General features: G+C 68.7%; 15 protein-coding genes. 2 read left to right on the plus strand and 13 right to left on the minus strand.

Annotated features, from left to right (window positions below):
• From pks13 to glf, 10 genes are all read right to left on the minus strand, one after another.
• Window positions 1-4720: polyketide synthase Pks13 (gene pks13 / locus A5646_RS17980; protein WP_369806958.1), on the minus strand; the 4720-nt coding region annotated here is incomplete at its 3' end.
• Window positions 4721-4811: 91 nt separating this feature from the next.
• Window positions 4812-6710 (minus strand): long-chain-fatty-acid--AMP ligase FadD32, encoded by a 1899-nt coding sequence (fadD32, locus tag A5646_RS17985; protein ID WP_066873097.1) that lies wholly within the window; start codon window positions 6708-6710, stop codon window positions 4812-4814.
• A gap of 326 nt (window positions 6711-7036) precedes the next feature.
• Complete coding sequence (locus A5646_RS17990) at window positions 7037-8047, minus strand: cutinase family protein (RefSeq protein WP_066873099.1); 1011 nt, start codon at window positions 8045-8047, stop codon at window positions 7037-7039.
• A 219-nt stretch (window positions 8048-8266) separates the two neighbouring features.
• The gene (locus tag A5646_RS17995; protein ID WP_066873101.1) at window positions 8267-9178 is read right to left on the minus strand and encodes an esterase family protein; all 912 of its coding nucleotides are present in this window, start codon (window positions 9176-9178) and stop codon (window positions 8267-8269) included.
• 150 nt (window positions 9179-9328) lie between these two features.
• Window positions 9329-10372 (minus strand): diacylglycerol acyltransferase/mycolyltransferase Ag85A, encoded by a 1044-nt coding sequence (ag85A, locus tag A5646_RS18000; RefSeq protein WP_066873104.1) that lies wholly within the window; start codon window positions 10370-10372, stop codon window positions 9329-9331.
• A 342-nt stretch (window positions 10373-10714) separates the two neighbouring features.
• Window positions 10715-12688 (minus strand): terminal beta-(1->2)-arabinofuranosyltransferase, encoded by a 1974-nt coding sequence (gene aftB, locus A5646_RS18005; protein ID WP_304441482.1) that lies wholly within the window; start codon window positions 12686-12688, stop codon window positions 10715-10717.
• Window positions 12675-13583 carry a decaprenyl-phosphate phosphoribosyltransferase gene (locus A5646_RS18010; protein ID WP_066873110.1) on the minus strand — a complete coding sequence of 303 codons (909 nt, stop codon included), beginning with the start codon at window positions 13581-13583 and terminating at the stop codon, window positions 12675-12677. Before A5646_RS18010 ends, aftB begins: the two co-directional genes overlap by 14 nt.
• Window positions 13576-14112 carry a phosphatase PAP2 family protein gene (locus A5646_RS18015; protein ID WP_197505231.1) on the minus strand — a complete coding sequence of 179 codons (537 nt, stop codon included), beginning with the start codon at window positions 14110-14112 and terminating at the stop codon, window positions 13576-13578. Before A5646_RS18015 ends, A5646_RS18010 begins: the two co-directional genes overlap by 8 nt.
• The gene (locus tag A5646_RS18020; RefSeq protein ID WP_066873112.1) at window positions 14105-15991 is read right to left on the minus strand and encodes a glycosyltransferase; all 1887 of its coding nucleotides are present in this window, start codon (window positions 15989-15991) and stop codon (window positions 14105-14107) included. The genes A5646_RS18015 and A5646_RS18020 overlap by 8 nt, the downstream gene beginning before the upstream one ends.
• A complete protein-coding gene (glf, locus tag A5646_RS18025; protein ID WP_067023110.1) occupies window positions 15991-17199 on the minus strand; it encodes a UDP-galactopyranose mutase in 1209 nt (402 codons plus the stop codon). The genes A5646_RS18020 and glf overlap by 1 nt, the downstream gene beginning before the upstream one ends.
• 251 nt (window positions 17200-17450) lie before the next feature.
• Here glf and A5646_RS30005 point away from each other — a divergent pair, with 251 nt between their 5' ends.
• Together A5646_RS30005 and A5646_RS18035 are read left to right on the plus strand one after the other, a co-directional pair.
• The gene (locus tag A5646_RS30005; RefSeq protein ID WP_231998353.1) at window positions 17451-18500 is read left to right on the plus strand and encodes a PirG; all 1050 of its coding nucleotides are present in this window, start codon (window positions 17451-17453) and stop codon (window positions 18498-18500) included.
• A 128-nt stretch (window positions 18501-18628) separates the two neighbouring features.
• Window positions 18629-20269 carry an LGFP repeat-containing protein gene (locus A5646_RS18035; RefSeq protein ID WP_197505232.1) on the plus strand — a complete coding sequence of 547 codons (1641 nt, stop codon included), beginning with the start codon at window positions 18629-18631 and terminating at the stop codon, window positions 20267-20269.
• Window positions 20270-20276: 7 nt separating this feature from the next.
• On the opposite strand, the gene A5646_RS18040 is transcribed toward A5646_RS18035, so the two are convergent.
• Genes A5646_RS18040 through A5646_RS18050 form a run of 3 tightly spaced genes read right to left on the minus strand, consistent with a single transcriptional unit; the run spans window position 20277 to window position 22682 of the window.
• Window positions 20277-21092 carry a Cof-type HAD-IIB family hydrolase gene (locus tag A5646_RS18040; protein WP_066873127.1) on the minus strand — a complete coding sequence of 272 codons (816 nt, stop codon included), beginning with the start codon at window positions 21090-21092 and terminating at the stop codon, window positions 20277-20279.
• Window positions 21093-21126: 34 nt separating this feature from the next.
• Window positions 21127-21912 (minus strand): 1-acyl-sn-glycerol-3-phosphate acyltransferase, encoded by a 786-nt coding sequence (locus tag A5646_RS18045; protein ID WP_066873131.1) that lies wholly within the window; start codon window positions 21910-21912, stop codon window positions 21127-21129.
• A gap of 14 nt (window positions 21913-21926) precedes the next feature.
• Window positions 21927-22682: a 1-acyl-sn-glycerol-3-phosphate acyltransferase gene (locus A5646_RS18050; RefSeq protein ID WP_067023117.1), complete on the minus strand. Its 756-nt coding sequence runs from the start codon at window positions 22680-22682 to the stop codon at window positions 21927-21929.

Raw genomic sequence — 22682 nt, forward strand, 5'->3', positions numbered from 1 at the left:
GCTTCAGACCGATCGCGCACGCGTAGGCCAGCGCGCCGCCGAGCGACCACCCGGCCAGGATGAACGGCTTGCCCGCGTTCATCTCCAACAGCTTCGGCACGTACTGGGCGGCCCGCTCCTGAACGGTGCCCTCCACGCGCTCGAAGCCGTACATCGGCGTATCCGCGGGCAGCCGGTTCAGCAGCGGCTCGTAGACGACGGTCGACCCGCCGGCCGGATGGAACACGAACACCGGCGGTTTGGAGCTGCCCTCGGGGCGCGCCCGCAGCGTGCGGACGAAGCCGTCGATCTGCCCGGCCTCCAGGTACTGACGCACCTTTTCGGCCAGCGCCTCGATGGTGTCCGACGTCAGGACGTCCTCGGCGGTGACGTCACCCTCGGCGCGCTCGGAGAGCCGCTGCGCCATCTTGGCCGCGGTGTCCTCGTCGAGCTTGGGCAGCGGGTTGAAGATGCCGCCCGGCGACTTGCCGGTCACGATCGCCCAGGTGGCGAAGGTGACCCGCTCGGCGGCGTCGCGCGGCGGCACATCGGAATTCAGCGCCTTGGCGACCGCCTCCTGGCTGAGCGCCGCGGCCAGGTCCGGCTTCGCACCGTTGGTCGTTGCGCCCTTCGGGCCCGACGGGTCCGTCGGAGGCGGCGGGATGGTGGCGTCCGACGGCGGTGGTTCGGGCTGCGTCTGGGGCTCGGCCTGCGGGTCCGGCGCCGGTGCGGCGGCCGTCGTCGGCGTGGCCCCGCTGAGCAGTTGGGCCTGCTCCCTGGCGATCTCCTCGGGCGTCTGCGTCTTCTGGTGCTCGTGTAGCTGCTCGACCTCGTCGCGGTGCTCGACCGCGTACTCGATCAGCTTCTCGATGGCGTACAGGTTGGCGTCGCGCACGGCCGTCAATTGGATTGGCGGCAGGTCGAAGTCGTATTCGACGCGGTTCTTGATCCGCACCGCCATCAGCGAGTCCAGGCCCAGCTCGATCAGCGGCACCTCCCACGGCAGGTCCTCGGGCTCGTAGCCCATGGCCGCCGAGACGATCAGCCCCAGCCGCTCGCCGACGGTCTCGCCGGAATCCGGTGACCAGCGGCCCACGCTGGACGGCAGATAGCGGTTGGTCAGGCTGTCCGACAGTGTCTCAGCGTCGGCGTCCTCGGTCGGCGCCTCGGGCGCCTCGACCGCGGCGGTCGTGGTCGGCGCGGCGATGGCCGCACCGGCGCCCACCGCGGTGGGCAACGCCGCCACGCTCTGACCGGCCCGCGACACCAGCGCGTCGTAGACCAGGGTGAAGGACTCGTCGATGCGGGCGTGCACCTGGACCGAGGCGCCGCCCGGGTGCCGGGTCATGGTCGTCACCAGCCGCGCGCCCGCGCCGGGCACCGCGCGCTGCTCGGACGCCACCAGCTGCGCGTCCGAAAGGACTTGTTTCGCAGCGGATTTCACCAACGCGGCCAGGTCCGTCTCGCCGTTGCGCGGCGCGTACTCCCAGACGTGGCGCCCGTCCGGCAGCGCGACGTGGGTGCCCGGCATGATCACCGAGCCGTCGCCGGAGAAGTGCACGTCCAGCCAGTGCTCTTTGCGCTTGAACTTGGTCAGCGGGATGTTCGCGTAGTCCTCTGGCCCTTGGGCACGGGTGAAGAGCGTGCGGATGTCCAGATCATGACCGTGGACGTAGAGCTGGGCCATGGCCGAGATCATCGACTCGACGTCGTCCTGCTTTTTGGCCAGCGTCGGAATCAGTTGGGCATCATGCAATCCCGCGGCGGCGGTGGTCAGGCCGATCTGCATCAGCGCCACCGGGTTGGGCGCGAGCTCCAGGAAGGTGGTGTGGCCGCTGTCGACGGCGTTGCGCACGCCGTGGGTGAAGTAGACCGAGTGCCGCATTCCCTTGACCCAGTAGGCGACGTCGTGGATCGGCTCGCCGCCGGGTTTGATGTAGCTGCCCTCGTGCACCGTCGAGAAGATGCCGACGGTCGGGCTCATCGGCGCGATCCCCTGCAGCTCCGCGGAGAACTCCCCGAGCAGCGGGTCCATCTGCGAGGTGTGCCCGGCGCCCTTGGTCTGCAGCTTGCGGGCGAAGCGGCCCTCGGCCTCGGCGCGGGCGACGATGGCGTCGATCTGCTCGGGCGGACCGCCGATCACGGTCTGACTGGGCGCGGCGTAGACGCACACCTCCAGGCCGGGGAAGTCACCGAACACGGTTTTGAGCTCGTCGGCGGAGTACTCGACGAGCGCCATCAGGCGGATGTATTCGCCGAACAGCATGGCCTCGCCCTCGCCCATCAGGTGCGAGCGTGACGCGATCACGCGGGCCGCGTCGGGCAGCGACAGGCCGCCGGCGAAGTAGGCCGACGCGGGCTCACCGAGCGACTGGCCAATCACCGCAGCGGGTTTGGCGCCGTGGTGCTTGAGCAGCTCGCCCAGCGCGATCTGGATCGCGAAGATGACGACGTTGGAGGTCTCGATGCCGTACTCGTGGGAGTCGTCGAGGATCAGCTCGAGCACCGAGTAACCCCGCTCGTCCTGGATCAGCGCATCGACCTTCTCGATCCATTCGGCGAAAACCTCGTTGCGCAGATACAGGTTCTTGCCCATCTTGCGGTGCTGCGCACCGAAACCGGCCATCGCCCAGACCGGGCCGCTGGTGACCGGCCCGTCGGTGCTGAACACGTTGGGCTTCTGCTTGCCCTCGGCGACCGCCCGCAGGCCCTTGATGGCCTCTTCGTGGTCGTGGGCCAGCACCACCGCGCGCGAGCGGCCGTGGTTGCGCCGCGACAGTGACCGGCCGATCGATTCCAGCGACGACGCCTGGCCTTCCGGACTTTCCATCCAGTCCGCGAGCTCGGCGGCGGCGGCCTTCTTGCGCGAGGTCAAAAATCCCGACACCGCGAGCGGGATCAGCGGCTTGGTCGGTTCCGATTCCTCTTGCGCGGCAAGCTCTTCGGCCGCGATCGCTTTGAGGCGCAGCGCCTCGTCGGTGAGGCCGGGCAGCTCGTATTCTTCCTCCACCGCCTCCGAGGCGTCGGGGATGATGTTGCCGAAGTCGTCGAACCGCAGCGAGTGGCTTTCCAGCGTGGGCGCCTCGGCGGGGTCTTCGCCGGCGGCCGCCGGAGCGATTACCTCGGCATGCGGCTCGGGCTCGCGTTCGATCACGTCGCGGGGCAACACCTCGCGCACCACCAGGTGCGCGTTGGCCCCACCGAAGCCGAAGCTGGACACCCCGGCCAGCGCGTAACCGCCGTATCGCGGCCAATCGCTCGCGCTGTCAACGACTTTCAAGCGCATGCCGTCGAAGTCGATGTAGGGGCTCGGGCCGGCGAAGTTGATCGACGGCGGCAGCTTGTCGTGCTGCAGCGCCAGCACCACCTTGGCCAGGCTGGCCGCACCGGCCGCCGACTCCAGGTGTCCCACATTGGTTTTCACCGCGCCCAGCAACGCCGGGCGGTCGGCCGGGCGGCCGCGCCCGACGACGCGGCCCAGCGCCTCGGCCTCGATCGGGTCGCCCAGGACGGTGCCGGTGCCATGCGCCTCGATGTAGTCGACGGTGCGCGGGTCGATTCCGGCGTCCTTGTACGCCCGGCGCAGCACCTCGGCCTGGGCGTCCTGGTTGGGGGCGATCAGCCCGTTGGACCGGCCGTCGTGGTTGACCGCGCTACCGGCGATGACGGCCAGGATCTGGTCACCGTCGCGGCGGGCGTCGTCGACCCGCTTGAGCACGAACATGCCGCCGCCCTCGGAGCGGGTGTAGCCGTCGGCGTCCGAGGAGAACGACTTGATCCGGCCGTCGGGAGAAAGCACCGCGCCGATCTCGTCGAAACCGAGCGTCACCAGCGGGGTGAGCAGCGCGTTGACACCGCCCGCGACGGCCACGTCGCATTCGCCGTTGCGCAGCGCCTGCACCGCCTGGTGCGTCGCCACCAGCGAGCTCGAGCAGGCGGTGTCCAGCGCCACCGAGGGACCGCGGAAGTCGTAGAAGTAGGACACCCGGTTGGCGATGATCGAGCTGGCCGTTCCGGTGATCGCGTAGGGGTGCGCGACCGTCGGGTCCGACACCGCCAGGAATTGGTAGTCGTTGTTGGAGAAGCCGACGTACACGCCGACCGCCTCGCCGCGCAGGCTCGACGCCGGGATGCGGGCGTGCTCGAGCGCCTCCCACGTGAGCTCCAGCGCCATCCGCTGCTGCGGGTCGATGTTGTCGGCCTCGGTCTTGGCGACGGCGAAGAACTCCGAGTCGAAGCCCTTGATGTCCTTCAGGTACCCGCCCCGGGTGCGCGCGGTGCTGACCCGCTCGGCGATGCGCGGCTCCTCGAGGAATTCCGACCAGCGGCCCTCGGGCAGGTCGGTGATCGCGTCGCGGCCCTCCATCAGCGCCGCCCACGTCTCGTCCGGGGAGTTCATGTCGCCGGGCAACCGGGTCGACAGGCCCACGATCGCGATGTCGACGCGCTCGGCGGGACCGGTGCGCGTCCAGTCGGCGCCGTCGAGCTCGTCGTCGGCCACCTCGGGCTCGCCCTCGATGATGCGGGTGGCCAGCGATTCGATGGTCGGGTGCTGGAAGGCGACCGCGACCGACAGGGTGACCCCGGTCAGGTCCTCGATGTCGGCGGCCATGGCCACGGCGTCGCGCGACGCCAGGCCGAGTTCGACCATCGGCACCGACTCGTCGATCTCGTCGGCAGGCTTCCCGACGGCCCGGCCCACCCAGTTGCGCAGCCATTCGCGCATCTCGGGCACGGTCATGTCGGTCCCCTTAGCGGGGGGCGCGGCGGGCACCTCCCCGCCCGGAGTGTCGTTTTCGGGGTGCTCAGTGTCAGCCATGGTCCTCAGAGATTCAGTCAGTGGACTTGGCGAAGGCCGTCGGGGAACCGACGCCGCTTCGCAGACTGCCGTCGAGGTAGGCCGCGCGGCAGGCGCGGTGCCCGATCTTGCCGCTGGAGGTGCGCGGGATCGTGCCCGATTGCACCAGCAGCAGGTCGCGGACCGTCACGCCGTGGCGCACGGCGATGGCCGCCCGGATGTCGTCGGCGATGGGCTGGTAGTCCAGCTTGTGCGAGCCGGCCGCGCGCTCGGCGACGATCACCAGCTGCTCGGAGACGTCGTCGGGGTCGTACTTGATGCCGGTGTGCGGGTTGTCGAAGACTTCCTTCGGCAGCTGGTTGGCCGGCACCGAGAAGGCGGCCACGTAGCCGGTGCGCAGCGCCTTATTGGCCTCTTGCGCCGAGTACTCGAGGTCCTGCGGGTAGTGGTTGCGGCCGTCGATGATGACCAGGTCCTTGATGCGGCCGGCGATGTAGAGGTGGCCCTTGTGGTAGGTGCCGTAGTCGCCGGTCTTGACCCAGGTGCCGTCGTCCGGGGCGCCCTCGGCGTGCGACTGGCTGATCCGCGACTTGAGGATGTTGCGGAAGACGTCGTTGGTCTCGTCTTCCTTGCCCCAGTAGCCGGTGCCCAGGTTCTTTCCGTGCAGCCAGATCTCGCCGATCTGGCCGTCCGGCAGCTCGCTCGCGGTCTCCGGGTCGACGATGACGGCCCATTCGTCAACGCCGATGATGCCGGCGGAAACCTGCGGAACGGCCTTCGGCGAATCGGCGGGCACCTCGACGAAGCGCTGCTTGTTCAGCTCGTCACGGTCGACGTGGATGACCGTGGGCGCCTGGTCCATCGGCGTGGTGGAGACGAACAGCGTCGCCTCGGCGAGGCCGTAGGACGGCTTGATCGCGGTCTCCCGCAGGCCGTACGGCGCGAAGGCCTCGTAGAACTTGCGCATCGACGCCGGGGACACCGGCTCGCTGCCGTTGAGGATGGCCTTGACGTTGCTCAGGTCCAGCGGCGGCTCGCCCTCCTTGGGCACCCCGCGCACCGCCGCGTGCTCGAACGCGAAGTTCGGCGCGACGGTGAAGACCTCGCTGTCGGGATCGTCCTCGGGCTTGCGGGCCATCTCCCGGATCCACCGGCCCGGCCGGCGCACGAAGGCGGCCGGCGTCATGAAGGTGAAGTTGTGGCCCAGCACCGGCGAGAGCAGCGCGGTGATCAGCCCCATGTCGTGGAAGAACGGCAGCCAGGACAGACCGCGGTCGCCCTCCTTGCCTTCCAGCCCGTTGAGTACCTGCAACACGTTGGTGGGCAGGTTGAGGTGGGTGATCTGCACGCCGGTCGGGGTCCGGGTGGAGCCGGAGGTGTACTGCAGGTAGGCGATGGTCTCCTCGTCGGCCTCCGGCGGCTCCCACGTCGCGGCGACCTCGTTGGGGACGGCGTCGACGGCGATGACGCGGGGCCGTTCCTTGGCCGACCGGGCGCGGATGAACTTGCGGACGCCCTCGGCGGCGTCGGTGGTGGTCAGGATCGTCGAGGGGGTGCAGTCGTCGAGGACGGCGTGCAGGCGCCCGACGTGACCCGGCTCGGCGGGGTCGAACAACGGGACCGCGATCCGGCCGGCGTACAGGGCGCCGAAGAACGCGATCAGGTAGTCGAGGTTCTGCGGGCAGAGCACGGCGATGCGGTCGCCCGGCTGGGTGACCTGCTGCAGGCGGGCGCCCACGGCCCGGTTGCGGGCGCTGAAGTCGCGCCACACGATGTCGCGGTATTCACCGTCGCGTTCGGTGGAGAAGTCGACGAACCGGTAGGCGAGCTTGTCGCCACGCACCCTCGCCCATTTCTCAACGTGCTTGACCAAGTTGGTGTTGTCCGGGAACTTGATCTTTCCATTCACGATGAACGGGTTGTGGTAGGGCATTCCGCTCTCCTGTCGCACCTGTTTTCGGTCGGCTCGGCCGACGCTGTGTTCCTTGGTCGGCTCCGCCGACGGCTTCGTTCTTCAGCCGGCTGAGCCGACGGTTACATGTCTACGCACGCGCGCCGGACCTCGCACGGCACCCGATGGGCAACGCCGGCCATGTGCCAGCCCAGCCACCATCGACCCCGACTGGGTGCGCGACGAAGGTCCGATAGCTCTTAAATTCCTCTTAATGTTACGGGCCTGCCTACGGCAGACCAAATCACAAGGTACCGCTGTTCGCTACCGTCAACCGCCACCTGAGGCTTGTGTCCCACCGCCGTTGATCATCCGTGTTTTGGTTGTGGCGCATTTGCGATCAGGCCGTGAGCCCAGTTCAGCGTCCAGTCGGTTGCCGGCGCCCCGTCGATGCTCCAGCACTGCGTCGTGGCGTACAGGGCGTGCACCGGCTGACCGGCCCCGCCGGCCAAGGTGTTCAGCGTGGCCGGCAGGTTGGCGATGCTGAAAGCTTCCTCCGGAGCTGCGCAGATCAGGTCGCCGGGCGCGCAGATCTCGTTGGTCTTGTCGTTGAGGTCGCCGAAACCACCCGGGCGCGCGCCGGTCATGGTCAGGCCCATCCCGGACAGGATGGGCACCTCGTGCAGGGTGACCTCGGCGCCCTGTCCCGGCGGGTTGGGGCCGATGTCGTTGCCGACGCCGATCTGGCGGCGACCGTCAGCGATCAATGTCACACCCAGCACCAGGTCGTCGTCGACGGGTCCGCGGCCGTTGCCGATATCGCTGGCGATGTCACCCGCGATCACCGCGCCCTGCGAAAAGCCCATCAGCACGTAACTGGTCAGCGGGCACTTGGTGTTCATGTCGGTCATCGCCTGAACGGTCGCGCGGGTGCCCTCGGCGCGGCTGGCGTTGTAGGACATCTGGGTGTCGCCGCTCAGCGGGTTGTGGAACTGCGCGGTGTACGGGGTGGTGTAGGCCTGCAGCCGCGACGACGGGAATTGCTGGGTGAGGCTGGCGGTCGCCTTGTGCAGCAACGCGTTGGGGAATTGCGTCGGATTGCCGGGGTCGTCCGCGACCGCCGACTCCCACGTGCCGGGCACGTTGACCAGCAGCACATCGGGGCACGACGCGTCCTGCGAGGCGGGCCGCGGCTTGTGCGGGTGCGTGGTGGTCGACGACGGAGGCAGCACCCCGGTCGGCACCGCGCTGGGCTCGGAGTTGTGGCCGCGCAGCAGGGTGACAGCGGCCAGGATGCCCAACAGGACGACGGCGGCCACGGACAGGGCGGCGATCCAAGCGAGGGTGCGTTGACGCTTACGCCGCGCGCTTTTAGCCATGTTCTCCTGCCAGCAGAGTCGGTGGATCGCAGCTACGCGGTCCTCCCGACCCCTGCTGCACCCCCTACACGGTACCGGCTTTGCCGAATGCGCTTTTGGCCAGCGACGCGCTACATCAATGGCGCCGACCCGCAGCGCCCGGCGTCGCCGCGCTCGCGATCGGCGCTACCGAATGGCGCCGACCCGCAGCGCCCGGCGTCGCCGCGCTCGCGATCGCCGCTACCGAATGGCGCCGACGATGTCGCCCGACATCGCGCCGAGCTGCCCCGACCACGAGCCCCAGTCGTTGCCGCCGCCGCCGGGGAAGTCGAAGTGGCCGTTGTGTCCGCCGTTGCTGCGGTACTGCTGATAGAACTCCCGGGAACTGCCCATCGCCGCGCCCGCCTGGCCGATCATGGCGGCGTCGTCGCCGCCCATGTTGGTCGGGCTCCACACCCACACCCGGGTGTTGTTCTGCGCCAGCAACGAGGCGTGCACGTAGGGGTCGTGCCACTTCCAGCGGCCCAGCTGCGGGGCGCCCCACATGCCGTTGCCGTCGATGCCGCCGAACTGCTGCAGGCCGGCCAGGATGGCGCCGTTGTAGTTGGTGCTCGACGGGTAGAGGAACCCGGACAGCGATCCGGCGAAGCCGAAGCGGTCGGGGTGGAAAGCGGCCAGCGCCATCGCGCCGTACCCGCCCTGCGAGGCGCCGACGGCGGCGTGGCCGCCGGGGGCGAGGCCCTTATTGGCGGCCAGCCAATCGGGCAGCTCGCTGGACAGGAAGGTGTCCCACTGCTTGCTGCCGTCCTGCTCCCAGTTGGTGTACATGCTCCAGGCGCCGCCGGCCGGGGCTACCACCGAGATGCCCTTGCCGCCGAGGGTGTTCATCGCATTACCGGCGGTGACCCAGTTGCTCACGTCCGGGGCCGCATTGAAGGCGTCCAGCAGGTAGACGGCATGCGGTCCGCCGGCGAGGAAGGCCACCGGGATGTCGCGGCCCATCGCCGCCGAGGGAACCATCAGGCTTTCGTAGCCCGCCGCGCGGGCTTTGCCGACGGTTGCGGCGGGCTGCAGCGCGAAGGCCAACCCGACCGCGAGTACGGCTACGCAGAACAACCGCAGCAGCGCTGACATACCCCGCCCGACCGTCATGTCCACCCTCCATCGTCTAGTCGCTGAAAGCACATTAGCCAGCGGCTTAGTTCCCCCGCCCGCGGGGTAGTGAAACACGTCACAGGCGCCAACGGCCAGCGGCGGAAACCCCGAAGGGTTCCCGCCGCTGGTCGTCTTGCTTGGCGTTGGTTAGGTGCCCTGGCCGTTTCCGGCGTTGGTCGCGGCGGCTGTGGCCGGACCCGCACCCGGGGTGGCGCCCAGCACCGACTGCAGGTCAGGCTTCATCGCCTGCAGCTGCGCGCCCCAGTAGGGCCAGTCGTGGGTGCCGTTGGCGTCGAAGTTCCACACCGCGTTGTGGCCACCGGCCCCGTTGTAGGCGTCCTGGAACTTCAGGTTGGACGTCCGCACGAAGCCCTCGAGGAACTTGGCGGGCAGGTTGTCGCCACCGAGGTCGGACGGCTTGCCGTTACCGCAGTACACCCAGATCCGGGTGTTGTTGGCGACCAGCTTGCCGACCTGCAGCGACGGGTCGTTGCGCGCCCAGGCCGGGTCTTCCTTCGGACCCCACATGTCGGCGGCCTTGTAGCCACCGGCGTCACCCATGGCGAGGCCGATCAACGACGGGCCCATGCCCTGCGACGGGTCCAGCAGCGCCGACAGCGAGCCGGCGTAAATGAACTGCTGCGGGTGGTAGGCGGCCAGGATCAGCGCGGACGAACCGGCCATCGACAGGCCGACCACGGCGCTGCCGGTGGACTTGACCTGCTTCTGGCTCTCCAGGTACGCCGGCAGCTCGGTGGTCAGGAAGGTCTCCCACTTGTAGGTGACGCAGCCGGCCTTACCGCAGGCGGGCTTGTACCAGTCGGAGTAGAAGCTGGACTGGCCACCGACGGGCATGACCGTCGAGATGCCCGACTGGTTGTACCACTCGAACGCCGGGGTGTTGATGTCCCAGCCGTTGAAGTCGTCCTGCGCACGCATACCGTCGAGCAGGTACAACGCCGGGGAGTTCGGGCCACCGCTTTGGAACTGGATCTTGATGTCGCGGCCCATCCCGGCGGACGGAACCTGCAGGTACTCCACCGGCAGACCCGGGCGCGAGAAGGCCCCGGCGGTCGCCGAGCCTCCGACGGCGCCAATCAGGCCCGAGAGCAGCGCCGCACCAGCGGCCGCCACGACGAGCCGGCGCGGCATACCCGCCACGGCGCCGCGCAATCTGTCGACAAGCGTCATCCTTGCTTCCTCATCCTTCTTGCGGCCTCTCGGCGCATTGCACCGATCGGGCGCTTCTTGCTTGATTGGATCGAACCTGCCAGCGCACAGGCGCGGCAGTGCTCGTGTAGTCAACCACACCTTATGGCGTTCGGTCGCATCGAGGCGGCGGCGCCGACCGCCGAGCAACCCTCGTACCCAGCGGTTTTCAATTAAAACATGTGTCTAAGAGGCGCGCTTTCAACATGTGCTTGATCGTCATTGCGGGCTGGTGAGAGGCCAATTGTGATGTTGCTAGCATTTTTTCGCGGCGGGCGGGATGTGATTTGTTCGGGATGTACCGAAATTTCTTCTGCGCGACGCTTACTCGCGCGGTGGAGGCGGTGCCTCCGGGGGTATCGGCAGCCCGCATCGCGCCAGTTCGTAGCGCGGCACCCGATCGATCCGATATCCGGTGAAACGGAAGGAATTCACCAGATTGGACAGGAATCGGTGCGGGGTCATCGGGGCGCGCACCGAGCTGAGCACCGCCTTCGTGTCGGGGCACTGCAGCGCCGCGACGGCCTCTGCGACCCACTGCGCATCCAGGTAGCCCGGAATCCCCGGCGGCACCTTCACCCAGGGACCGTCGGCGATCACCCAGTCGGGAAACAGGTTCTTGTCGTGCCCGATGCGGCCGTGCTTGAGCCGTTCCGTGTGCTGCGCAAGCGGATTCGCCAAACCGATCTGGTCGATGACCCGGACGTCGAGCCCGACGTTCATGCCCACCATGCCGAGGTTGGTGAAAAACACGGCGTGCTGCGGTTTTTGCGGTGACTTATCACCCGCCGCAGGCTGAGCCTGCGGCACCAGGTCCCATTGGATGTAGTTGCCCGACGGCAGCAGTAACGCGCCGTCGGGAGTGTTGTTGAGGGCGGTCAGGATGGCCGCCATCCGTGGGTAACCCAGGTAGTCCGCGGCGGTCAGCGGATGCGCGTGACCGGTGGCCTGGGCATAGAAGCGGCGCTCGTCGACGATCCCGGAATAGGTGACGTGGGTGGCGTCGTCGCCCATGCCCGGCGAATTCGCCGCCCACAGCGCCCATCCGGCCAGTCCCAGCCAGAGCGCGCCCGCGGCGCCGGCGACCCAGTTACCGGTCTCCCGCGAATAGTCCTGGCCGTCGGGGATGGCGATCGGGACGACGGCGACGGGAGCCAGCAGGCAGAACAGCGGCGCCAGCAGCACCCGCGCGTGCATGAAGTCGCCGCCTTGCCGGATCCAGTACAGGGCCTGCAGCAGACCGCTGACCAGCACCCACGCCACCACCGCCGGCGGGCTGTGCACGGCGCGGGCCAGGCGGCCGTAGTCGGGCGCCAGCGCGGGGCGCAGAAACGACGGCCGGCGTCGCGCGGCGAACAGCAGCGCCCCCAGCGGCACCAGCAGGACCAGGGGGATCCACACCGCGTAGGGCGCGTCGAAGTTGAACAGGTAGATCATGCCCTGCGACCACTTGTCCCCGGCCGCGTCCTTGGCCAGCGCGGTGCCGGGCACCAGCAGGCCGTAATAGCCCATCCGGAAGATTTCGTAGGCGACCGGGACGAAGCCCCCGGCCACCACGACCAATGCGCGGCGGCGCCAGGTCCGAGCCGCGATCAGCATCATGATCAGCGCCAGGCCGCCCATGAGGGCCAGCTCCGGGCGCACCAGCACGCTGAACCCGGCGACGAAGGCCAGCGCGCCGGCGAACACCTTGTTATCCGCGCGGTTGCGCACCGGCTGGGCCCAGCAGACCATCATCCACCAGAGCAACCCGAGATAGGCCAGGGCCAGGCCGCTCTCCAGCCCGGAGGTGGCGAAGTCCCGCGCGGGCGGCAGCGCGATGTAGACGAGCGCACCGGCGGGCAACATGATCGCCTTGCGGCCGCGCAGGCTCGGCGCATACAACCGCGCGGCGCCCAGCATCAGCAGCGCTATGCCCGCCACCGAAAGCACCAGCGCCAGCGCGAGCGCCACATACTCCATGCGCAACGGGCCGCCGACCCAGCTCCCCACGTACATCAGGTAGGTCCAGGCGGTGGAGGTGTTGGCCTCTACCCGCTCACCCTGGTTGAACACCGGGCCGTTGCCGGCCAGCAGGTTGCGCACGGTGCGCAACACGATGAGGCCGTCATCGGCGATCCACCGCCGCTGCCAGCTCCCCCAGCCGAACAGCACGGCGACCACCGCCACGCTGATCCACAGGCTGACCCGCACCATGGTGGTGTACGGAAACACGGGCCAGCCGGGCCGCCTGAGCACCGGCCGGCTGCGCATCATGCGCGCTTTGAGAGCCTGCAGTTCGGGGCTAACCGAAGGCAACGGCGGCTCCGACTGTCGCGATCCACGCCAGGAACAGCAGCTGCAGCACCCGGTCCCGCAGCGCGATGTCTTCGGGTTCACCGGCCAGGCCGCCGTCGACGTCGACCGCGTAGCGCAGGATCGCGATGGTGAACGGGACCAGCGACACCGCGTACCAGGACCCCGAGTGGTGGTCGCGCTCGAACGCCCACAGGCCGTAGCAGATCACCACCGCGGTCGCCGACATCGTCCAGACGAATCGCAGATAGGTGCTGGTGTAGCTCTCCAGCGACTTGCGGATCTTGGCGCCGGTGCGCTCGGCGACCTGCAGCTCGGCGTAGCGCTTGCCGGCCACCATGAACAGCGACGCGAACGCGGCCGACAGCAGGAACCATTGGGACAGTGGGATTTCCGTCGCCACGCCGCCGGCGATGGCGCGCAGCAGGTATGCCGACGACACGATGCAAATGTCAAGCACCGCTTGGTGTTTGAGGCCGAAGCAGTACGCCAGCTGCATGGCGAGGTAGATGGCCATCACCAGCGCCAGGTTCGGCGTCACCAGCCATGCGATGCCCAGCGAGGCCGCACCCAGCAGCACCGCCAGGAGGTAGGCCAGCCACTCGGGCACCACGCCCGCCGCGATCGGGCGGAATCTCTTGGTGGGGTGCTCGCGATCGGCCTCGACGTCGCGGACGTCGTTGACCAGATACACCGACGACGCCCCCAGGCTGAACACCACGAACGCCAGCCCCACCTGGGTGAGCATCTGCCCGTAGTCGTACCGTATGCCGCTGCCCAGCCCGGCCACCGGTGCGGCCAGCACCAAGACGTTCTTCACCCACTGGCGGGGCCGGATCGCCTTGATCACCCCGGTGATCAGGTTGCCCGGCGGCCGGGTCACGACGTCCTCACTCATCCAGCCACACCTCTCGTGCACGGCGCGCGAGCGCCGCAACGACGGCGCCCAGGGCGATGCCGAAGGCGACGTCGCTGGGGTAGTGCACGCCCAGCAGCATCCGCGACAAGGCCATCGGGGGCACCAGGACCGCGGGCAGCGGCAGGCCGGTGGTCCGGCCCATCAGGATGGCCGCGGCGGTGGTCGAAGTGGCATGTGCGGACGGGAAACTCAGCTGGCTGGGCGTGCCGACGTTCACCGCGATGGCGGGATCATGCGGCCGCTTGCGGCGCACGATCCGCTTGACGACGACGGCGGCGGCGTGCGCGGCGAACGCGCCGGCCCCGGCCACCAGCCAGTCGCGGCGCCGCTTCGGTGACAGCAGCGCGCCGAGCGCGGCGACGACCACCCAGCCGAGACTGTGCTCGCCGAAGTGGGACAGCGCTCGGGCGGTGGGGAGCGCCCCGGGACGATCGCTCAGCGCCGCCTGGACGGCGACCAGCGCGGCCACCTCGCCGCGGGGCGCCTGTGTAGCGGCGGCCTCATGCATGTTCTGCAGCTGGCAGCAACGCCGTCTCCCACTTCTGCTTGCTGGACAACACCGGCAGGGCGTCGCGGTACACCCGGCGCATCTCGTCGAAGCGGCTGAGCAACTGACGCTGACGGCGCAGCGATGCGAACAAGAGCGAGAACATCTTTCGCCGGTCCCGCTGCCGGTAGACCACGCCACAGCCGTCCGCCGTGGTGACCGTCACGCCGTCGACCGTGCACAGCCGGAACCAGCGCGCATCCTGGGTGGGCACGTTGAACTCGGGCCGGATGTGGGATTCGGTGTCGGCCTTGGTCATGTTGTGCAGGATGCCGCGGGCCAGCCGGTAGCTGATCGAGACCGGGTTCACCGGCGGCTTCATCGCCTTGGTCTTGTGCGACGGCGCCGGCAATTCGCTGGCCGCCGGCAGCACGACGGCGTCCGGGTATTCCTTGCGCAGCCGATGCACTTCCGGCAGACCCGATTCCAGGATCGAGAAGATGTGCTCCGGGCCGGCGAGGAAGTCGTCGATGGCCCTGTTCTGAATGGCGACCGTCGAATACTCAAGGCAGGCAAGGTGTTTCAAGGTCGCCTTGAGGTGGCTGCGGACCAGGCCGGTGATGTCACCCTCCCAGTGCAGCGCCGCCACCACCAGCCGGTTGCGCAGGTGGAAGTAGGCCTGCCAGTCGATGGCGTCGTCCTTGTCGCTCCAGGCCATGTGCCAGATCGCGGCGCCGGGCAGCGTGACCGTCGGGTAGCCGTGCTCGCCGGCGCGCAGACCGTATTCGGCGTCGTCCCACTTGATGAACAGCGGCAGCGGCTGGCCCAGCTCCTCGGCGACCTGCCGCGGAATCATGCACGTCCACCAGCCGTTGAAGTCGACGTCGATGCGCCGGTGCAGCAGCGCGCTGCGATCGTTCTTGTCGTTCAACGGGAACTTGGCGAAGTCGTGGTCATACTCGGCGTGCGGCGCGGCGGTCCACATGAAGTTCGCCTGGTTGACGACCTCGCCCATGATGTGCAGGTGTGACGGCTCCTGCAGGTTGAGCATCTGCCCGCCGATCAGCGTGGGCGTCTTGGCGAACCGGTTGAGCGCCAGCACCCGCAGGATCGTGTCCGGCTCGATGCGGATGTCGTCGTCCATGAACAGGATCTGTTGGCAGTCGGTGTTTTTCAGCGCCTCGTACATCACCCGGCTGTAGCCGCCGGAACCGCCGAGGTTGGGCTGGTCGTGAATAGACAGCCGGCTGCCCAGGCCCGCGGCCGCTGCGGCGAAGTCCGGGTGGTCGCGCACCTTGCGGGTGCCCTGGTCGGGGACGATGACCGCACCGATCACCTTGTCCACCAAGGGATCCGCGGTGAGGTCGGCCAGCGCGTTGACGCAGTCGGCGGGGCGGTTGAAGGTGGGGATGCCGACGGCGATGTTGGCCGTGCCTGGCGCGGGCTCGGTCGCGTACCAGCCGCCGCTGATGAGGTTGACCGCGGTGTCGGTGGTGATGTCGAACCAGATCCAGCCGCCGTCCTCGAACGGCCGCAGCGGCACCTCGATCTCGACGACGGCCGGCTGCTCGTCGGTGCCGACGAATTGGCGGCCCTGCACCGAGATTCGCACCCCGGTGGCCTTGGTGCGGTAGACGTCGACGCGCCCGGTTCCGGTCAGCTCGACCCGCAGCACCACGGACTGACAGATCGACCAGCGCCGCCAGTAGCTGGCCGGGAACGCGTTGAAGTAGGTGGCGAACGACACCTCGGACTCTTTGCCGATCTCCAACGACGTACGGCTGGTCGCGTGCGCGCGCCGGGCGTTCGTCGTCGACTCCTCCAGGTAGAGCTTGCGCACGTCGAGCGGCTCGCCGGGACGCGGCAGGATGATCCGGGACAGCAGGCTCACGGCGGACATTAGCGCGCGCCTTCCTCTTTGTTCTGGGCTTCCGTCAGGGATGCGCCGTCACGCAGGTGCGGCGCGAGAACGTTGTCGTACATGTTCAAGGCGCTGGCGATGGCCATGTGCATATCCAGGTATTGGTAGGTGCCCAGCCGGCCGCCGAACAGCACTTTGGACGACGCGGTCTCGGCCTTCGCCCTGGCCCGGTAGGCGGCCAGCAGGGCGCGGTCGGACTCGGTGTTGATCGGATAGTAGGGCTCGTCGTCGTCCTCGGCGAAGCGCGAGTACTCCCGCATGATCACGGTCTTGTCGGTCGGATAGTCGCGCTCGGCGTGGAAGTGACGGAACTCGTGGATGCGGGTGTAGGGCACGTCGGGGTCGTTGTAGTTCATCACCGGTGTGCCCTGGAAGTCCCCGATGGGCAGCACTTCCAGCTCGAAATCCAGCGTGCGCCAGCCCAGCCGGCCCTCGGCGTAGTCGAAGTAGCGGTCCAGCGGCCCGGTGTAGACGACCGGCGCGTCGGGGCTGTCCGCGCGCAGTTGGTCGCGCACGTCGAACCAGTCCGTGTCCAGCCTGACCTCGATGCGGTCGTCGGCGGCCATGTTGCGCAGCCAGGCCGTGTAACCGTCGACGGGCAGCCCCTCGTAGGTGTCGGAAAAGTAGCGGTTGTCGAAGGTGTAGCGCACCGGCAGCCGGGTGATGTTGGCGGCCGGCAGCTCCTTGGGGTCGGTCTGCCACTGCTTGGCGGTGTAACCCTTGACGAAGGCCTCGTAGAGCGGGCGGCCGATCAGCGAGATCGCCTTCTCCTCGAGGTTCTGCGCGTCGGCCGTGTCGATCTCGGCGGCCTGCTCGGCGATGAGCCGGCGCGCCTCGTCGGGGGTGAAGTACTTGCCGAAGAACTGCGACACCAGGCCGAGCCCCATCGGGAACTGGTAGGCCTGCCCGTTGTGCATCGCGAAGACGCGGTGGCGGTAGTCGGTGAACTCGGTGAACTGCCGCACGTAGTCCCACACCCTCTTGTTGGAGGTGTGGAACAGGTGGGCGCCGTACTTGTGCACCTCTATGCCGGTGGTCGGCTCGGCTTCTGAGTAGGCGTTGCCGCCGATGTGCGGGCGGCGGTCCACGACAAGTACGCGCTTCCCGAGCTGGGTAGCCACGCGCTCGGCAATGGTCAGTCCGAAGAATCCAGAGCCGACGACGAAAAGATCGAAACGAGCGGTCATCGGTTGCTTAGGGTATCCGACCGCGTGGCCCTAACCCATTTGGCGAGGCCATGCGGCGGGCTCGGCTTGTGACGACGCCGTTGTGGCGCCGCGGATCCGCGATCACAGGCGGGGTCGCAATTGCCTCACGATTCAATATCACCACTCTAGTAACACGATCACCACTCGTACCATCGACTTTGTGTGATTCCCACCAGCTAGGACCGGCGGGACGCGCCGACACAACACATAGTCAGATAGAGGAGACTTCCGTGCCGAACCGACGCCGACGCAAGCTCTCAACAGCCATGAGCGCGGTTGCCGCCCTGGCAGTGGCGAGTCCTTGCGCATACTTCCTTGTCTACGAGTCGACCGCCGGCAACAAGGCGCCCGAGCACCACGAGTTCAAGCAGGCCGCGGTGATGAGCGACCTGCCCGGTGAGCTGATGGGCGCCCTGTCGCAGGGGCTGTCGCAATTCGGGATCAACATGCCCCCGATACCCGCGTTGAACGGGGGCGCGACCGCCACGCCGGGTCTCGCCAGCCCCGGCCTGGGCACTCCGGGCCTCGGGACCCCCGGACTGGGGACGACGGGCCTGACCAATCCGGGCGCGACCAGTCCCGGCCTGGCCAGCCCCGGCTTGACCAGTCCCGGTCTGGCCAGCCCCGGCTTGACGAGCCCGGGACTGACAAGCCCCGGTGCGGCGCCATTGACGCCCGGACTCACCGCTCCCGGCGCGTTGCCCACCACCCCCGGTGGCGGTGTCGCGACTCCGGGTGCCGGGCTCAACCCGGCGCTGTCCAATCCCGGACTGACCAGCCCGGCCGGAGTTTCGCCGGGCCTGGGTGGGCCGGCGGTGTCGCCGAGCGAGGTGCCGATCGACTCCGGGGCCGGGTTGGACCCGGGCGCCGGTGGTACCTACCCGATCCTGGGCGACCCGTCGACCTTCGGTAACGCGTCGCCGATCGGCGGCGGCACCGGCCTGGGCGGCGGATCGGGCACCGGCGGTGCCAGTGGCGGTCTGGTCAACGACGTGATGCAAGCCGCCAACCAGCTGGGTGCCGGCCAGGCGATCGACCTGCTCAAGGGCTTGGTGATGCCGGCCATCACGCAGGGTATGCACGGTGGCGCGGGCGCTCTGCCGGGTGCCGCGGGCGCTCTGCCGGGTGCCGCGGGCGCTCTGCCGGGCGCCGCGGGTGCCCTCCCGGGTGCCGCGGGTGCCCTACCGGGTGCGGCCGCGGGCGCTCTTCCCGCCGCCGCGGGTGCGGCCGGCGCGTTGCCGGCGGCCGCCGGTGCGGTACCGGCGCTGCCCCCGGTCTAGTCCTTTCCAAACCCTCCACAAGACGGCACCGCAGAAATATCTGCGGTGCCGTCGATTTTTGGTCGACATTCGCCGCCGCTCAGCTCGTGTCGTCCCATAGATAACATTAGAAACACACGTAACATCGGCTGGTGTCTCGCAGTCGTGCGCCGACGATGCTGCTCACCGCCATGGCGGCGACCGTCGTCCTGGTCTCGTGGGTGGCCGACACCACACGCGATCGCGGCGCCGCCAGCCCGGGGCCGTCGCGCGGCACCCAACTGGCCGAACAGCCGCTGGTCGGGCTGGGGGCCGGCGTCACGGTCCGCGAAATCAGTCAGGGCACCCCCTTCTCGCTGGTTGCCCTCACCGGCGACCTGGCCGGCACGTCGACGCGCGTGCGGGCCAAGCACCGCGACGGCTCGTGGGGCCCCTGGTATCAGACCGAGTACGAAACCGCGGCACCCGACGGGGCGACAACGGCGGGGTCCCTCGAGGGGCCCCGCGGCACCGATCCGGTGTTCGTCGGCACCACCACGACGGTTCAGATCGCGGTCACCCGGCCGCTGGACGCCGCGGTGACCCAACCGCCCCCGGCGCCGCCGACGGAGAAACCCGATCTGGGCTATAAGCCGGCATCCCGCGAACAGCCCTTGGGGCAGAACATCTCGGCCGTCCTCATCTCCCCACCGCAGGCGCCGGCCGACACGCATTGGACACCACCGGCCGGGGTCTTGATGCCCGGCCAGGCCCCGCCCATCATCAGCCGCGCGCAATGGGGCGCCGACGAATCGTTGCGATGCGGTTCCCCGCAGTACGACAACGGGATTCGCGCGGCGGTGGTCCACCACACCGCCGGCAGCAACGACTATTCGCCGCTTGAATCGGCCGGCATCGTCAAAGCGATTTACACCTACCACAGCAAGACGCTGGGCTGGTGCGACATCGCGTACAACGCGCTGGTGGACAAGTACGGCCAGGTGTTCGAGGGCAGCGCCGGCGGGATGACCAAGGCTGTCGAGGCCTTCCACACCGGCGGATTCAACCGCAACACCTGGGGCGTGGCGATGATCGGCAACTTCGACGACGTGCCCCCCACCCCGATCCAGCTGCGGACCATGGGCCGGTTGCTGGGCTGGCGACTGGGCCTGGACAACGTTGACCCGAAGGGCACGGTGCAACTGGAATCGGCCGGCAGCCACTACACCACCTTCCCGGCCGGCGCCGTCGCGACGCTGCCGACGATCTTCACCCACCGCGACGTCGGGAACACCGATTGCCCGGGCAACGCGGCCTACGCGTTGATGGACGAAATGCGTGATATCGCATCGCATGTCAACGATCCGCCCGAAGAGTTGCTCAAGGCGCTGCAGGGCGGTGCGATCTATGACCACTGGCAGGCGATCGGCGGGATGAGCAGCGTACTGGGCTCGCCGACCTCACCGGAAGACAGCGCGGTGGGCGACGCCCGCTTCGTCACCTTCGCCCGGGGCGCGATGTACTGGTCGCCCGACACCGGCGCCCAGCCGGTCACCGGCGCCATCTACGACGCCTGGGGCTCGCAGAGCTATGAACGCGGCCCGCTCGGATTGCCGACCAGCGCGGAAATCCAAGAGCCGCTACAGATTACGCAGAATTTCCAGCATGGCACGCTGAACTACGAGCGGCTGACCGGAAACGTCTCCGAGGTGGTCGACGGGATCACCATTCCACTGACCACCGAATCCCCGAGCGGCCCAACGGTTCCGGCCGAGCACTTCTCGCTGCCGTCGCACCCGACGCCCACGTGACGCAACCCTAAAGCCACCAGCGTTCCAGCACGCGGCCCACACCGTCGTCGTTGTTGGGGGCGGTCACCTCGTCGGCGGCGGCCTGCACGTCGGGATGGGCATTGCCCATCGCAACGCCATGTCCGGCCCACCGCAGCATCGGCAGATCGTTGGGCATATCGCCGAACGCCACCACCTCCTCGGGGGCGATCTGCAACGGCCGCGCGATCTCGTCGATGCCGGTGGCCTTGCTGGTGCCCAGCGGCACGATCTCGACCAGTCCGTTGTTGGTGGAGTAGGTGATGTCGCCCGCGATGCCGATGTGCTTGGCCAATTCGGCCGCCATGTCGGCGCTGCGGGCTCCGGACCGGCGGATGAGCAGCTTGATCGCCGGGGCGCTGAGCAGATCCTGGATCGACACCTCGGTGTTGTCCGGGTTCAGCCAGGCATGCTCGTAGCCCGGCGAGCTGACGAACTGCGGCGTCGCCGTGTCGTGCGCGCTTTCGCCGATCCGCTCGACGGCCAAACCGGCGCCCGGGATGACGCGGGTGGCCAGCTCCGCCAGCTCGGCCAGGGTGTCGACGCTCAGCGTGCGGGTGGACACCACGCGGTCGGTCGCGGCGTCGTAGATGACGGCGCCGTTGGCGCACACCGAGATCGGCGCGAAACCCAGCGCGTCGACGACCGGACGTATCCAGCGCGGCGGACGGCCGGTGGCCACCACGAACTGCGCACCGGCGCCCACCGCGGCGCGGATGGCGTCGCGGGTGCGCGGGGAGATCTTCTCGTCGTCGTCGAACAGGGTGCCGTCGACGTCGCAGGCGATGAGCGCCGGCAGGGTCATCGAGACCGTCCCCCTCGCCGGCTGGCCGGACCGCTCAATGCAGCCCGCTCTGGTTCTGCCCGGGCCGGGTCACGCCGTCGGTGCCGTACTTGCGCATTCGCTCCTGCAGCTCCGACAACCGCAGGGCCCGGGAATCCTCTTGGGTGGGCGCGCTGCCGCCCAGCCGCCGCGGCACCCAGAATTCGTCCTTCGGGTGCGGATATTCCTCCTGCACCCGGTACAGCAGGTCGTTCATCGCCGAACGCAACAGCAGGTTGAGTTCCTCGGGTGTGCCGCGCGGCGGCAACGGCTGCCCGGCCGCCACCGTGATCGGGACCTTGTTGCGGAACACCTTCTTGGGATGGTCCTTGGGCCAGATCCGGTGCGCGCCCCACACGACGATCGGAACGATCGGCACGTGGGCGTCCAGCGCCATGCGCGCCGCCCCCGTCTTGAACTCGCGCAGTTCGAAGCTGCGACTGATGGTGGCCTCAGGATGCATCCCGATCAGCTCGCCCTCGCGCATGCGCTGCACGGCCACCTCGAAGGCGTCGTGCCCGGACCTGCGGTCCACCGGGATCAGCCGGGCGTGATTGATGACGTAGTTGACCGCCTTCACGTCGGCCATCTCCGCCTTGATCATGAAGTAGGCGCGCCGGTGACGCTCGCGCACGGCCATCAGCGTCGGCAGCCAGTCCAGATAGCTGGTGTGGTTCTGGGCCAGCAGGGCACCGCCGCGCGCGGGAATGTTCTCCAGGCCGTGATAGGTGAACTTGGTCCCCTGCATCGCGACCATCGGCGGAACGATCCATTCCGCCAGCCGGTAGAACCCCTCGGGCATGTTCTCTCCTTCGCCTACTGCGACGGGCGCTCGGCCCTTTTAGCCGCGCGGGCCGCCGCCTCGGTTGCCTCGATGCGAGCGGCCTCGGCCGGGGTCGGCGCTGCGCCGCCCAGCCGGCGCGGCAGCCAATACGCTCCGGGCTCGCCCGGATAGTGCTCTTGCGCGCGGTGCAGCAAGGTGGTCATCGAGTCGCGCAGGGCGGCGTCGGTCTGCGCAATGTCTTCGCGCGCCGTCAATGGCGCGCCTACCTGCACAGTAATGGGTATTTTGGCGCGGCCCACATTTCGCGGGTGATCCTTGGTCCAGATGCGCTGCGCCCCCCAGACGATCACCGGCACGATCGGGACGTCGGCTTCGATGGCCATCCGCGCGGCGCCGGTCTTGAACTCCTTGAGCTCGAAGCTGCGGCTGATCGTGGCCTCCGGATACACCCCCACCAATTCACCCTCGCGCAGCCGCTGCACCGCCACCGCGTAGGCGCCCGCCCCGGCGCCGCGATCCACCGGGATGGTGCGGGTGTGCTTGATCAGGAAGTTGACCGGCTTGACCTGCTGCATCTCGGCCTTGATCATGAACCGCAGCCGACGCCCCCGGCGGTGGACGGCCAGCGCGGCCGGCAGAAAGTCGACATAGCTGGTGTGGTTGATCGCCACCACGGCGCCGCCCCGCTCGGGGATCTGCTCCTCACCGCGGAAGGTGATCTTGGTGCCGGTGGCCTTGACCACCAGATGAGCCAGCAGCTCCAAGGCGCGGAAGGTCGGCTCCACCAT

The sequence above is a fragment of the Mycobacterium sp. 1245499.0 genome (genome assembly GCF_001673615.1).
GTDB classification, from domain to species: domain Bacteria; phylum Actinomycetota; class Actinomycetes; order Mycobacteriales; family Mycobacteriaceae; genus Mycobacterium; species Mycobacterium europaeum_A.